Here is a 13,696-nt window from a genome sequence, read left to right as displayed (position 1 = left end):
CATGGACAACCTGCCCGGCCTGAATTTCCAGCTCGGTGAAGACGTCGACGCGCTGCGCGATGCGGTGCGCGAGTTCGCACAGGCCGAGATCGCGCCGCGCGCGGCCGAGATCGACGCGAGCGATCAGTTCCCGATGGACCTGTGGCGCAAGATGGGCGCGCTCGGCGTGCTCGGCATCACGGTCGACGAGGAGTACGGCGGCGCGAACATGGGCTACCTCGCACACATGATCGCGATGGAGGAGATCTCGCGCGCATCGGCGTCGGTCGGCCTGAGCTACGGCGCGCACTCGAACCTGTGCGTGAACCAGATCAGGCGCAACGGCAGCGACGCGCAGCGCGCGAAGTACCTGCCGAAGCTGATCAGCGGCGAGCACGTCGGCGCGCTCGCGATGAGCGAGCCGGGGGCCGGCTCCGACGTGATCAGCATGAAGCTGAAAGCCCAGGACAAGGGCGACCACTACCTGCTCAACGGCACCAAGATGTGGATCACCAACGGGCCCGACGCCGACACGCTCGTCGTCTATGCGAAGACCGAGCCCGAGCTGGGTGCACGCGGCGTGACCGCGTTCCTGATCGAGCGCGGGATGCGCGGCTTCAGCATCGCGCAGAAGCTCGACAAGCTCGGCATGCGCGGCAGCCACACCGGCGAGCTCGTGTTCGTCAACGTCGAGGTGCCGGCCGAGAACGTGCTCGGCGCGCTGAACGGCGGCGCGCGCGTGCTGATGAGCGGCCTCGACTACGAACGCGCGGTGCTGACCGGCGGGCCGCTCGGGATCATGCAGTCGGTGATGGACAACGTGGTGCCGTACATCCACGACCGCAAGCAGTTCGGCCAGAGCATCGGCGAGTTCCAGCTGATCCAGGGCAAGGTCGCCGACATGTACACCGTGCTGCAGGCCGGCCGTGCGTTCGCGTACACGGTCGCGAAGAATCTCGACATGCTGGGCAGCGAACATGTGCGCCAGGTGCGCAAGGACTGCGCGAGCGTGATCCTGTGGTGCGCCGAGAAGGCGACCTGGATGGCCGGCGAGGGCATCCAGATCTTCGGCGGCAACGGCTACATCAACGAGTACCCGCTCGGCCGCCTGTGGCGCGATGCGAAGCTGTACGAGATCGGCGCCGGCACGTCTGAAATCCGCCGCATGCTGATCGGACGCGAACTGTTCTCCGAGACGATGTGACGGTGGGCGCGCCCGGTTCGCGGCGCGCCCGAAGAAGAAATCGCGCGCACGGGTTCACCCCGTGGCGCGCGCTGCGCCGTTCAACGCATGTCGCCCACCTCTTCAGGAGATCGTCATGCCGAACCGCCGCCGTTTCATCGCCCTGGCCGCCGCTGCTGCCGCCGCCTTCACCGCCCCGGCGTTCGCGCTCGGCACGCTCGTCGATGTCGAACTCGTCGACCGCGGCCGCGGCGAGGCCCTGCCGGTCTGGTCGCACCAGGGTGCCGCGTGGGTCGCCGGGCGGCCCGGCAGCCGCTACGCGGTGCGGCTGAGCAACCGCAGCGGCGCACGGGTGCTGGTCGTGCTGTCGATCGACGGCGTCAACGCGGTCAGCGGCGAGACCGCGGCGACGGGCCAGACCGGCTACGTGCTCGCGCCGTACCAGACCACCGAGATCACCGGCTGGCGCAAGAGCCTGACCGAGGCCGCCGCGTTCTACTTCACCGCGCTGCCGGATTCGTATGCGGCGCGCACCGACCGGCCGGACAACGTCGGCGTGATCGGCGCCGCGGTGTTTCGCGAGCGTGTCGTCCGTCCGCAGCCCTACAGCCGCAACGACATCGACGCCGCCGACAGCGCCGCCGGCCGCCTGCGCGAAGCCGAGTCATCGCCGCGCGCCGCGGCACCGGCACCGATGCAGAAGAGTCAATCCGCCGGCAGCCTGGCGCGCGACGAGCGCCTGGATCGACTCGGAACGGGCCACGGCGAACGCGAGTACATGCCGACCTCGCAGACCCACTTCGAGCGCGCCGGCGAGCAGCCGAACGAGCTCGTGCGGATCCGCTACGACAGCCACGACCGGCTGGTCGCGCTCGGCGTGATCCGGCCGCGCCGCGTGCCCTTCGCGCCGGACCCGTTCCCGGCCTTCGTGCCCGATCCGAAGGGTTGATCGAATCGGCCGCCTGGCCGGTTCAGTCGCCGAGCTGAACGCGGATCTGCGGGTACTTGTCGTCGTAGAACGCGAGGCGCTGGGCCAGGTCGACATGCTCGTCGTAGGGCATCTCGTAGCTCCACACCGCGTCCTTGATCGCGGTGCCGCCGACGTTCAGGTCGAAGTACCTGGCCCGGCCCTTGAACGGGCAATCGGTCGTCGTGTCGGTCGGCTGCAGCGTTTCCATGTGCACGTCGGAGCGCGGGAAGTAGTAGCGCAGCGGCGCGCCGTCTTCGACGACGCGGATCACGTCTTCCGATTCGGCGATGACTTCATCGCCGACCCGGACCTTCACGACCTGCGCCACGCGTTCCTCGCGGACCTGGTGCTCCGGCATCTTCTGATGGCCTGGTGACTTGCTCATGCGCGGCTCCGATGCGAGTGGCGACGGAAATAAGTGTCTCGTCGGGCAATCGCCGTACCCGTGCGCGACGGTCGAGATGCGCACCCGGCGCCGCGGTTTGCGGCAATTTCTGCAAGAGCCTGTCGAAGCGGTGCGGCCGGCGCGGATCAGCGCGCGACGGCGACGACGTGCGCCTGGATCTTCGCATCGACCGGCCCTGCGCCGAAGCGCTCGGCGATCGCTTCTGCGCAGACTGCGGTGGCCTGGACCAGGCCCGCGCCGGAACGCGCCTCGATCTCGTTGCGCAGCGGCGTGCCCTGGCAGTAGGCAAATGCCGCCGCGTGTGCCGAGGCCGCGCGGCTGCGCGCCGCGACCGTCTCGAAGCGCGGCGGCGCGTCGAAACCGGCGCCGGCCAGGTCGCGCGCAATCGCCGCCGTGTCGGAATAGCCATGCGGCGTGCGTGCCATGAAGCGCGGCGGGTCGGCGCTGAACAGGCGGGCGAGCGCCGTCGTCACGGTGTCGGCGAGCTCGTTCTCCTCGATGCGATCCCAGACGTTGAACAGCAGCACGCCGCCGCGCTTCAGCACGCGCCGGGCTTCGGCAAACGCATGCGGCTTGTCCGGGAAGAACATCGCACCGAACTGGCAGACGACGACATCGAAGCTCGCGTCGTCGAACGGCAGCTGCATCGCGTCGGCCGGTTGCCAGCGCACCGGGCGTTCGGTGCCCACGGCGGCGGCGCGCGCCAGCATCGGCGGGTTCAGGTCGGTCGCGACCAGCTCGACCGACGCGGGCAGCGCCCGCGCCATCGCGCGCGTGACGACGCCGGTCCCGGCCGCGGTCTCGAGCACGCGGACCGGGGCGAGCGCGGCGACGCGGCGCGCGAGGTCGTCGGCATAGGGTTCGAAGATCAGCGGCACGAGCAGCGTGTCATAGAGCTCCGGGATCGAGCCGGCGAACGACGTGTCGGATTTCGGGGTGTCCATGGCGCATCTCCGTTGGCGGCGTCGGGGGCATCTTAGTGGCGTAGTCTTGGGCGTCGTCGGCGACTCGTCCGCGAGGTGCAACATGGACCTGGTTTCTCGACGCCACGCACTCGGCGCGCTCGGTGCGGCGGCGCTTGCGGTTTCGGTCCCGGGCTCGGGCTCGGCGCAGGCCGCGGCGCTGCAGTCGTGGCCGCTGCGCACGCCGCAGCGCGCCGGCATTCACGATGTGGCACCGGCGCCTGATGGCGGCGTGTGGTTCACCGCGCAGCGCAGCGGCCACCTCGGCTGGTTCGATCCGCGCAGCGGGCGCGCCGAACTGGTCGCGCTCGGCGCGGGCGCGTCGCCGCACGGCGTGATCCCGGGGCCGGACAAGGCGGCGTGGGTCACCGATGGCGGCCTCGGCGCGATCGTGCGCGTCGGCTGGCCCGATCGCGACGTGCGTGTCTTCGCGCTGCCGAACGGCGGCGCCGCGGCCAACCTCAACACCGCGACGTTCGACGCCGACGGCGACCTGTGGTTCACCGGGCAGAGCGGCGTGGTCGGCAAGCTCGCACGCAAGAGCGGGGTCGTGACGGTCGCCGAGGCACCGCAAGGCCGCGGGCCGTACGGCATCTGCACGACGCCGGGCGGCGAGGTCTGGTGGTGCTCGCTCGCCGGTTCGTTCATCGCCCGCATCGACCGCCGCAGCGGCGCGTCGACGGTCGTCCAGCCGCCGACGAAGAACCAGGGCGCGCGCCGCATCTGGAGCGACAGCCGCGGCCGGCTCTGGATCAGCGAATGGCTGAGCGGCAACCTGTCGATGCACGATCCCGCCGCCGCGAGCTGGCGCCACTGGAAGCTCCCGGGCGACGCGCCGCGGCCGTACGCGGTCTACGTCGACGAGCACGACAAGGTGTGGGTCAGCGATTTCACGGCGAACGCGGTGTTGCGCTTCGATCCGGGCAGCGAGACGTTCGAGCGCTTCGGCCTGCCGCGCGAGGCGGCGGCCGTGCGCCAGATCCACGGCCGCGCGGGCGAGGTGTGGCTGCCCGAGAGCGGTACCGATTACATCTCGGTGATCCGGACCGCCTGAGAGGGAGCGGGCGGGCGCGTCAGACGGTCGCGCTGCGTACACTTCGGCCAATGACCACCCAGCTTCAAGAGCTCCTCGACAGCAACCGCCTGTGGGCCGCGAAGACCGAGGCGCGCAGCCCCGGCTTCTTCACCGGGCTGCTGCAGCAGCAGGCGCCGCAATACCTGTGGATCGGCTGCGCCGACAGCCGGGTGCCGGCGAACGAGCTGGTCGACCTGCTGCCGGGCGAGCTGTTCGTGCATCGCAACATCGCCAATGTCGTCGTGCACTCCGACCTGAACTGCCTGTCGGTGATCCAGTTCGCGACCGACCTGCTGAAGGTCGGCCACATCATCGTCGTCGGGCATTCGCGTTGCAGCGGCGTCGGTGCGGCGCTGGACGACACGCGCATCGGCCTGGCCGACAACTGGGTCCGCCATGTGCAGGACGTGCGCAACCGCCACCGCGAGTGGCTCGAAACGCTGCCCGCCGAGCGGCAGGTCGATGCACTCGGCGAGATCAACGTGATCGAGCAGGCGCGCAACGTCTGCCAGACCACCGTCGTGCAGGACGCCTGGGCGCGCGGCCAGGAACTGGTCGTGCACGGCTGGTTCTACGGGCTGAACAACGGCCTGTTGCGCGACCTGAAGATCACGGTGTCGAATGCGACCGAGATGGCCGCCGCGTTCGGTGAAGCCGTCGCGGCCCTGCATGCGCGCTACGCGATCTGATGTCGTGGTCATGAGACAGCCGGCGACCTTTCCGGCGGCACTGACGGATCCGCGCGCCTTCGACATCGCGCAGGCGATGCTCGATGGCTTCGACCGCCACTACCTGCTGTTCCGCGAGGCCAGCGCCGATGCGAAGCGCCGCTTCGAGGTGGCCGACTGGCACGGCCAGCAGCGTGCGCAGCGCGAGCGCATCGAGTTCTACGACCTGCGCGTCGACGAGGCGGCCGAGCGGCTGCAGACCGAGTTCCAGGCCTCCGACCTGCCGAAGGACGTGTGGCAGCAGGTCAAGCTGCACTACATCGGGCTGCTGACGGGCCACCACCAGCCCGAGCTCGCCGAGACCTTCTTCAACTCGGTGACGACGAAGATCCTGCACCGCAGCTACTTCCACAACGATTTCATCTTCGTGCGCCCGGCGGTCTCGACCGAGTACATCGAGAACGACGAGCCGGCCTCGCTGCCGACCTACCGCGCCTACTACCCGACGAAGGCGACGATGCGCGAGACCTGGCTGCGCATCGTCGACAACTTCCAGCTCGAGCGGCCTTTCGAAGACCTGGGCCGCGACATCGACGACGTGCTCGCCGCGGTCGATGCGCAGCTCGGCGACTACCGCATGCGCGCGAACTTCCAGATCCAGGTGCTGAGCTCGCTGTTCTATCGGAACAAGGGCGCGTACCTGGTCGGCAAGATCATCAACGGCTTCTCGGAGACGCCGTTCGCGCTGCCGATCCTGCACCACGAAGAAGGCGACGGCCTGCTGATCATCGACACGGTGCTGTTCGGCGAAGACGAGCTGCTGCTGCTGTTCAGCTTCGCGCGGGCGTATTTCATGGTGACGATGGAGGTGCCGTCGGCCTACGTGCAGTTCCTGCGCTCGATGATGCCGCGCAAGCCGCGCAGCGAGATCTACAACGCGCTCGGCCTCGCGAAGCAGGGCAAGAACGCGTTCTACCGCGACTTCCTGTACCACCTGAAGCACTCGAGCGACCGCTTTCGCATTGCGCCCGGCATCAAGGGCATGGTGATGCTGGTGTTCGACCTGCCGAGCTTCCCGTACGTGTTCAAGGTCATCAAGGATTTCTTCCCCGAGCAGAAGGAAACGACGCGCGAGCTGATCAAGAGCAAGTACCTGCTCGTCAAGCAGCACGACCGCGTCGGGCGCATGGCCGACACGCTCGAGTACAGCAACGTCGCGTTCCCGCGCGAGCGCTTCGAGGACGAACTGGTCGCCGAGCTGAAGCACTTCTGCCCGAGCCTGCTCGAGGAGGAAGGCGACGCGCTCGTGATCCGCCACGTCTACATGGAGCGGCGCATGATCCCGCTCAACATCTACCTGCAGGAGGCCTCGCCGGCGCAGATCGAATCGGCGGTGGTCGAGTACGGCAACGCGATCAAGGACCTGGTGCGCGCGAACATCTTCCCCGGCGACATGCTGTGGAAGAACTTCGGCGTCACGCGCCACGGCAAGGTCGTGTTCTACGACTACGACGAGATCGAGTACCTGACCGACTGCAACTTCCGCAAGATCCCGACGCCGCGCACCGAGGAGGAAGAGATGTCGGGCGAGGTCTGGTACAAGGTCGGCCCGCGCGACGTGTTCCCGGAGACCTTCGCCCCGTTCCTGCTCGGCAACGACGACGTGAAGCGCGTGTTCATGGCACACCACGCCGATCTGCTCGAGGCCGCGTTCTGGCAAGGCCACAAGGAGCGCATCCTGGCCGGATATGTGCATGATGTCTTCCCCTACGATGCGCACAAGCGCTTCCAGTACCGGCGCGCACCTGCGGCGTCCATCTGAGTCAACCGAAAGGAGCCTACCGTGGCCGACCCCATCGTCATCGTTTCCGCTGCCCGCACGCCGATCGGCGGCCTGCTGGGCGATTTTTCGTCGCTGGCCGGGCACCAGCTCGGCGCGATCGCGATCAAGGCCGCGGTCGCGCGTGCCGGCATCACGGGCGACACCGTCGACGAGGTGCTGATGGGCAACTGCCTGATGGCCGGCCAGGGCCAGGCGCCGGCGCGCCAGGCGACGCTCGGCGCCGGGCTGCCGCAGGCGGTCGGTGCGGTGACGCTGTCGAAGATGTGCGGCTCCGGGATGCGCGCGATGATGTTCGGCCACGACATGCTGCGCAGCGAGACCGCCGACGTCGTGATCGCCGGCGGCATGGAGAGCATGACCAACGCGCCGCACCTGACGCCGATGCGCAAGGGCGTCAAGTACGGCATGGCCGCGCTGTACGACCACATGGCGATCGACGGCCTCGAAGACGCTTACGAGAAGCTGCCGAACGGCGCCGGCAAGGCGATGGGTGTGTTCGCCGAGGAGTGCGTCGCGAAGTACCAGTTCACGCGCGAGCAGATGGACCAGTTCGCGATCGCGTCGACGCAGCGCGCGAAGCAGGCGAACGAAGACGGCAGCTTCGACTGGGAGATGGCCCCGGTCACCTTGCCCGGCAAGGGCGGCGACACCGTCATCAAGTTCGACGAGCAGCCGTTCAAGGCCAAGCTCGACAAGATCCCCGGCCTGAAGCCGGCATTCACGAAAGACGGCACGATCACCGCCGCGACCTCGTCCAGCATCTCAGACGGCGCGGCGGCGCTCGTGCTGATGCGCGCGAGCACCGCGAAGAAGCTCGGCGTGACGCCGATCGCGCGCATCCACGCGCACGCGGTCCATGCGCAGGCGCCGAACTGGTTCACGACCGCGCCGGTCGGTGCGATCGACAAGGTGCTGAAGAAGAGCGGCTGGACCGCGAAAGACGTCGATCTCTGGGAGGTCAACGAGGCCTTCGCCGCGGTCACGCTGGCCGCGATGAGCGAATTCAAGCTGCCGCACGAGATCGTCAACGTCAACGGCGGCGCCGTCGCGCTCGGTCACCCGATCGGCGCGAGCGGTGCGCGCATCGTCGTCACCCTGCTCGGCGCGCTGCGCAAGCGCGGGTTGAAGAAGGGCGTCGCGGCGCTGTGCATCGGCGGCGGTGAAGCGACGGCACTGGCGGTCGAGCTGATCTGACGCGAACGCCGCCGACTGACTGCTTGCGGCCCGGAGCAGTCATTCGGTGGTCGCAGCGGCCAAGGCTGCACACGTCGGGGTCTGCCGTCGAACGCCAAGGACGGTTGCAACGCAGACGCGTTACGCTCCGCTCCCAGACCTTCCGGAGACGACCTCGATGCTGCTGAGCGAAGACCACCGCGCCGTGCAGGACGCCGTGCGTGCCTATGTGCAGGACCGCATCGCGCCGCAGGCGGCGGCCTGGGACAAGACCCACCACTTCCCGCAGGACGAGCTGCGCGGCCTGGCCGAACTCGGCTGCTACGGTGTCGCAGTGCCGACCGAATGGGACGGCGCGGGGCTGGATTACCTCGCGCTCGCGGTGATCCTCGAGGAGATCGCGGCCGGCGACGGCGCGACCTCGACCGTCGTCAGCGTCAACAACTGCCCGGTCTGCTCGATCCTGATGGCCTGGGCCAACGATGCGCAGAAGGCGCAGTGGCTGAAACCGCTGGCGCGCGGCACGATGCTTGGTGCGTTCTGCCTGACCGAACCGCACGTCGGCTCGCAGGCCGACGGGTTGAAGACCACGGCAAAGCGCGACGGCGATGCCTACGTGCTGAACGGCGTCAAGCAGTTCATCACCAGCGGCAAGAACGGCGATGTCGCGATCGTGATGGCTCGGACCGACAAGGCGGCCGGCAAAGACATGGGAAAGAGAGGCATCAGCGCGTTCATCGTGCCGACGAACACGCCCGGCTACACGGTCGCGCGCATCGAGGACAAGATGGGCCAGCATGCGAGCGACACCGCGCAGATCCTGTTCGAGAACTGCCGCGTGCCGGCCGCGAACCTGCTCGGCGACGAAGGCCAGGGCCTGAAGATCGCGCTGTCGGGGCTCGAGGGCGGGCGCATCGGCATCGCGTCGCAAAGTGTCGGCATGGCGCGTGCGGCGTTCGAGGCCGCGCTGCACTATTCGAAGGAGCGCGTCGCGTTCGGCAAGCCGATCTTCGAGCACCAGGCGCTGCAGTTTCGCCTCGGCGAGATGGCCACGCAGATCGAGGCGGCGCGCCAGCTGATCCACCACGCCGCGAGCCTGAAGGACGCCGGCGTGCCGTGCCTGAAGGAGGCCGCGATGGCGAAGCTCTTCGCGAGCGAGATGGCCGAGCGCGTCTGCAGCGCGGCGATCCAGGTCTTCGGCGGCTATGGCTACGTCAGCGACTTCCCGGTGGAGCGCATCTACCGCGATGTGCGCGTGTGCCAGATCTACGAGGGCACGAGCGACGTGCAGAAGATCCTGATCGGGCGCGCGCTGGCATAGCGTGCAGCCGTCCGGCGGCGCGTCACGCGGTCAGTGCGGCTCAGCGGCCCCAGCCGCCGCGGCGGCCGTCCTGGCCCCAGTCGCCGCCGCCCCAGCCGGCGAACTGGCTGCCGTCGATCACGCTGCCCTCGCGGTATTCGAAGGTCCGGCTGGTGCCGCCCGGGCCGCGCGCGTAGATCCGCAGCGTCTTGACGCGGCCTTCGGCGGGGTCGATGCCGAACAGCTCGTTGGTCAAGCGGAACGAGCGGTCGCTGCGGGCGAGTTCCCGCAGGCGCTCGGTCACGTCGACGTTGCGGCGCGACGTGCCGTAAAGCGCTTGCTGGATCCGGAACTGCCCCTCGTCACCCTGACCGCGGTCGCCCGCGTCGTCCCAGCGGCCGCGGTAGCTGGAATCGCCCCAGCGCCCGCCGCGCCAGCCGGTGAAGCGCGAGCCGTCGAGCACGTCGCCCTCGCGGTACTCGAAGACCTGGGTCTGGCCGTTCGGGTCGCGCGCGTAGATGCGCAGCGTCTTCGTGCGGCCCTCGTCCGGGTCGACGCCGAAGGTCCCGTTCTCGATGCGGAACGACTGGTCGCTGCGTGCCAGTTCCTTCAGCCGCCGAGTCACGTCGACGTTGCGCTGTGGCGTGCCGTAGCGGGCCTGCAGGATGCGGTATTCGCCGCTGTCGCGCGGTTGCGCGAAGGCCACTGGGACGAGCGCCGTCGCCGCGAAGGCCATCACCACATTGCGTCGGGTCATCGGGTTCATTGTTGTCTCCTTGTCGAACGTCGTGCCGTGCAGGGGCCCGCGAAGCAGCGCCCTGTCTGCGGGCTGATTCATTGTCGCGACTGGACCCGTGCCGGCGGTAGGGCGTTGCGGCAAGCATGCGTCGGACAACACCGCGACGCGGCCGGGCATTCCTCGCGCTCGCGAACGAATCCCGAGACCGTGTGACGGCCGACACGGCCGCGCATAGACTGCGGGCTCATCCAATCCGGGAGGCGCGATGGACAGCAACTCGAGCGGCCGCAAGGTGGCGATCGTGACCGGCTCGGCGACCGGCGTGGGCGCGGCGACCGCGTTGGCGTTGGCGCGCCGCGGCTACGATCTGCTGATCAACTATTCGAAGAGCGAACGCGAGGCCGAGGCGTCCGAGGCTGCGTGTCGAGGTGCCGGCGCCGACACGCTGCTGCTGCGCGGCGACGTGGCCGACGACGCCGACTGCCGGCATCTCGCCCAGGCCGTGCTCGCACGCTGGGGTCGGCTGGACGCGCTGGTGAACAACGCCGGCATCTCCACGTTCGCCGGCCCGGCCAACTGGGACGCGCTGGACGCCAATGTGTTCCAGCGCATTCTCGGCGTCAACGTGCTCGGCGCCTTCCAGATGGTGCGCGCGTGCCTGCCGTCGCTGAAGGCGGCGGGCGGTGCGATCGTCAACGTGTCGTCGGTCGCCGGTGCGCTGGGGATCGGCTCCTCGGTACCGTACATCGCGTCGAAAGGCGCGATCAATGCGATGACGCTGCACCTCGCCCGTGCGCTCGCGCCGGAGGTCCGCGTCAATGCGGTCTGCCCGGGCCTCATCACGACGCGCTGGTTCGTCGATGGCCTGGGGCAACAGGCCTATGAAAGCATCAAGGCAGGCTACGAGCAGGCGACCCCGCTCGGGCGCGCCTGCAGCGCGGAGGATGTCGCCGAAGCGGTGGTCTGGCTGGTCGACGGCGCTCGCACCGTGACCGGCGAACTGATCCTGCTCGACGCCGGCATGCACCTCGGCACCGCGCCGCGCGTCGCCGCGGCCGAGACGCGGGCACAGCGATGAGCGGCTTCGATCCGGCGGCGATCCGAGCCCTCGCGTTCGACATCTTCGGCACGGTCGTCGACTGGCGCGGGTCGATCGTCCGCGAAGGCGAGGCGCTGTCCGCGGCCAAGGGCCTGAGCGTCGACTGGCCCGCGTTCGCCGATGCCTGGCGCGCCGGCTACCAGCCCGCGATGCAGCGCGCGCGCAGCGGCGAGATCCCGTGGACGAACATCGACGGACTGCACCGCGTGATCCTCGACGCGCTGATCCCGCGCTTCGGGCTCGAGGCCTTCAGCGAGCCCGAGCGCGAGCATCTGAACCGTGTCTGGCATCGCCTGGCGCCGTGGCCCGACACGCTGGCCGGCCTGCGGCGGCTGAAGTCGCACTTCGTGATCTCGACCCTGTCGAACGGCAACATCGCGCTGCTCGTCAACATGGCCAAGCGCGCTCGGCTGCCGTGGGATTGCGTGCTGTCGGCCGAGATCATGCAGCACTACAAGCCCGACCCCGAGGTCTACCAGGGCGCCGCGCGACTGCTCGGCGTCGAGCGTCGCGAGTTGCTGATGGTGGCCGCGCACCCGAGCGACCTGCGCGGCGCAGCCAGCGCCGGGCTGCGCACCGCGCTCGTCCACCGCCCGCTCGAGTACGGCCCGAACCCGACCGGCACGCCACCCCCCGATGCGCTGCCCGACGATCGTTTCGACCTCGTCGCCAGCGACTTCGTCGACCTCGCGCAGCGGCTTGGCGCGTAGGCACTCGCCACGCACCCGATGAACGAGGATCGCGCCCGCGAGGTCACGCTGCTGCAGGCCTTCGAGACGGTGCAGCCGCCCAGCCCGAGCTGGACCGAAGACGACCGCGCGTGGGCGACGCGGGTCGCGCTCGAAGACGGCGCGGCCGACGCCGGAACCTTCATCGTTCGCCGCGCGCGCCATGCGCTGCAGCGGCTGGCGCCGCGCGAGCCTTCGGCCGCGAAGTGGCTCGCGCGCCGCCTCTGGCAGGACCGCTGGATCGCGTGGGCCGCGCTCGTCGGGTTGATCGTCGGCCTGCTCGCCGACAGCATCGGCAGCAGCCAGCGCATCAACCTGCTCGCGCCGCCGCTGTGGGCGGTGCTGGTGTGGAATGCGGTCGTCTATCTGCTGCTGCTCGGCCACGCACTGGCGCGGCTGCTGCTGCGCAAGACGCGGCCCGGCGGCGTCGTGCGGCTGATGCAGCGCGTGCTGCGTTTCGGGCGCGGCCTGCCGGGGCCGGCGAATGCCGGCAGCGCGAGCGCGCTGCAGAGCTTCGCGACCCTGTGGTTGCGCCGCAGCGCGCCGCTGTCGACCGCGCGCGCCGCGACCTTGCTGCACGTCGCGGCGGCGGCATTGGCGCTGGGCCTGATCGGCGGGATGTACCTGCGCGGGCTCGTGCTCGACTACCGCGCCGCGTGGGAGAGCACCTTCCTGACGGCCGACGCCGCGCACGCGATCCTCGCGGCCGTGCTCGCGCCGGCCGTCGCGATCTCGGGCGTCGCGCTGCCCGATGCGGCAACGCTCGAGCTGCTGCGCAGCGCGCACGGCAGCATGGCGCCGGGCGCGCCGGCCGCCCCCTGGATCCACCTGCTCGCGCAGACCCTGCTGCTGTTCGTCGTGCTGCCGCGCACGCTGCTCGCGCTCGCCGATGCGCTGCGGGCGCGTTGGCTCGCGGGGCACGTCGCGCTGCCGCTGGGCGACGCGTACTTCCAGCGCCTCGAGCGCCAGCAGCACGGCGATGTCGCGCAGGTCGTCGTGCTGCCCTATGCGAGCACGCCGAGCGCGCCGGCCGCGCTGGCCTTGCGCGCGCTGCTCGCGCCGGCGCTCGGCGATGGCCTGCAGATCCGCGTCGCGCCGACGATGGCCTTCGGCGCCGAGGACGAAGTGGCCGCGGCGCTGCCGCCCGGCACGACGCTGGCGATCGCGCTGTTCGACCTCGCCGCGACGCCCGAGGCCGAGAACCAGGGCCGCTTCGCGCAGCAGCTCGCGGCGCGCGTGCCGCCCGGCGCGGCGGCGATCCTGCTGGTCGACGAGGCCGCCTTCGGCCGGCGCTTCGGCACCGATTCGGCGCGGCTCGCGCAGCGCCGCGACAGCTGGCGCGTGTTCGCCGAGACGCTCGGGACCTTGCCGGTGTTCGTCGACCTCGACGGGCTCGATCCCGGCACCGCGTCGCGCGCGATCGAGCTCGCGCTGCGCAGCCCGGTCGAGAGGGGGCGCTCGTGAGGCGAGCGAACGCGTCGCCACGCGCCGTTCGCCGTCGCCTGCCTGTGTGGAGCTTGGCGATGCCTTGAATCTCATGCGGCAATGTGCGGCAAGTCCATGCCGTCTGC

The 13,696-nt window shown here is 69.8% G+C and carries 13 protein-coding genes; 10 read left to right on the top strand and 3 right to left on the bottom strand.

The window, feature by feature from the left end; genetic code table 11:
• Nucleotide 1: 1 nt before the first annotated feature.
• Both AC1DTW_RS00810 and AC1DTW_RS00805 read left to right on the top strand, forming a co-directional pair.
• Nucleotides 2-1,183 (top strand): isovaleryl-CoA dehydrogenase, encoded by a 1,182-nt coding sequence (locus tag AC1DTW_RS00810; protein WP_477978125.1) that lies wholly within the window; start codon nt 2-4, stop codon nt 1,181-1,183.
• A gap of 115 nt (nt 1,184-1,298) precedes the next feature.
• Nucleotides 1,299-2,111 (top strand): hypothetical protein, encoded by an 813-nt coding sequence (locus AC1DTW_RS00805; protein WP_477978123.1) that lies wholly within the window; start codon nt 1,299-1,301, stop codon nt 2,109-2,111.
• Nucleotides 2,112-2,133: 22 nt separating this feature from the next.
• Here AC1DTW_RS00805 and AC1DTW_RS00800 read toward each other — a convergent pair whose 3' ends face one another.
• Together AC1DTW_RS00800 and AC1DTW_RS00795 are read right to left on the bottom strand one after the other, a co-directional pair.
• A complete protein-coding gene (locus AC1DTW_RS00800) occupies nt 2,134-2,517 on the bottom strand; it encodes a DUF427 domain-containing protein (protein WP_477978121.1) in 384 nt (127 codons plus the stop codon).
• 146 nt (nt 2,518-2,663) lie between these two features.
• The gene (locus AC1DTW_RS00795; protein ID WP_477978119.1) at nt 2,664-3,482 is read right to left on the bottom strand and encodes a class I SAM-dependent methyltransferase; all 819 of its coding nucleotides are present in this window, start codon (nt 3,480-3,482) and stop codon (nt 2,664-2,666) included.
• 82 nt (nt 3,483-3,564) lie between these two features.
• On the opposite strand from AC1DTW_RS00795, the gene AC1DTW_RS00790 reads away from it, so the two are divergent.
• From AC1DTW_RS00790 to AC1DTW_RS00770, 5 genes are all read left to right on the top strand, one after another.
• Nucleotides 3,565-4,554, top strand: coding sequence for a Vgb family protein (locus AC1DTW_RS00790; RefSeq protein ID WP_477978117.1), 990 nt, complete (start codon nt 3,565-3,567; stop codon nt 4,552-4,554).
• 50 nt (nt 4,555-4,604) lie between these two features.
• Nucleotides 4,605-5,264, top strand: a complete 660-nt coding sequence (can, locus tag AC1DTW_RS00785; protein ID WP_477978115.1) for a carbonate dehydratase — start codon at nt 4,605-4,607, stop codon at nt 5,262-5,264.
• Between the two features lie 10 nt (nt 5,265-5,274).
• On the top strand, nt 5,275-7,065 hold the full coding sequence (aceK, locus tag AC1DTW_RS00780) for a bifunctional isocitrate dehydrogenase kinase/phosphatase (protein ID WP_477978113.1): 1,791 nt from the start codon (nt 5,275-5,277) through the stop codon (nt 7,063-7,065).
• 21 nt (nt 7,066-7,086) lie between these two features.
• Nucleotides 7,087-8,280 carry an acetyl-CoA C-acyltransferase gene (locus AC1DTW_RS00775; protein ID WP_477978111.1) on the top strand — a complete coding sequence of 398 codons (1,194 nt, stop codon included), beginning with the start codon at nt 7,087-7,089 and terminating at the stop codon, nt 8,278-8,280.
• Between the two features lie 157 nt (nt 8,281-8,437).
• Complete coding sequence (locus AC1DTW_RS00770; RefSeq protein ID WP_477978109.1) at nt 8,438-9,580, top strand: acyl-CoA dehydrogenase family protein; 1,143 nt, start codon at nt 8,438-8,440, stop codon at nt 9,578-9,580.
• Nucleotides 9,581-9,620: 40 nt separating this feature from the next.
• On the opposite strand, the gene AC1DTW_RS00765 is transcribed toward AC1DTW_RS00770, so the two are convergent.
• Nucleotides 9,621-10,325, bottom strand: a complete 705-nt coding sequence (locus tag AC1DTW_RS00765; RefSeq protein ID WP_477978107.1) for a hypothetical protein — start codon at nt 10,323-10,325, stop codon at nt 9,621-9,623.
• Between the two features lie 238 nt (nt 10,326-10,563).
• Here AC1DTW_RS00765 and AC1DTW_RS00760 point away from each other — a divergent pair, with 238 nt between their 5' ends.
• The 3 genes from AC1DTW_RS00760 to AC1DTW_RS00750 are packed head-to-tail and all read left to right on the top strand — an operon-like array spanning nt 10,564 to nt 13,589.
• A complete protein-coding gene (locus tag AC1DTW_RS00760) occupies nt 10,564-11,376 on the top strand; it encodes an SDR family NAD(P)-dependent oxidoreductase (protein WP_477978105.1) in 813 nt (270 codons plus the stop codon).
• A complete protein-coding gene (locus AC1DTW_RS00755; protein ID WP_477978103.1) occupies nt 11,373-12,107 on the top strand; it encodes a haloacid dehalogenase type II in 735 nt (244 codons plus the stop codon). The genes AC1DTW_RS00760 and AC1DTW_RS00755 overlap by 4 nt, the downstream gene beginning before the upstream one ends.
• 18 nt (nt 12,108-12,125) lie before the next feature.
• Nucleotides 12,126-13,589, top strand: coding sequence for a DUF2868 domain-containing protein (locus AC1DTW_RS00750; protein ID WP_477978101.1), 1,464 nt, complete (start codon nt 12,126-12,128; stop codon nt 13,587-13,589).
• Nucleotides 13,590-13,696 lie beyond the last annotated feature (107 nt).

It is taken from the genome of Rhizobacter sp. P5_A1, from assembly GCF_056400745.1.
Note: the sequence above shows the minus strand (reverse complement) of the source record. Positions and strands in the feature narration are given on the sequence as shown.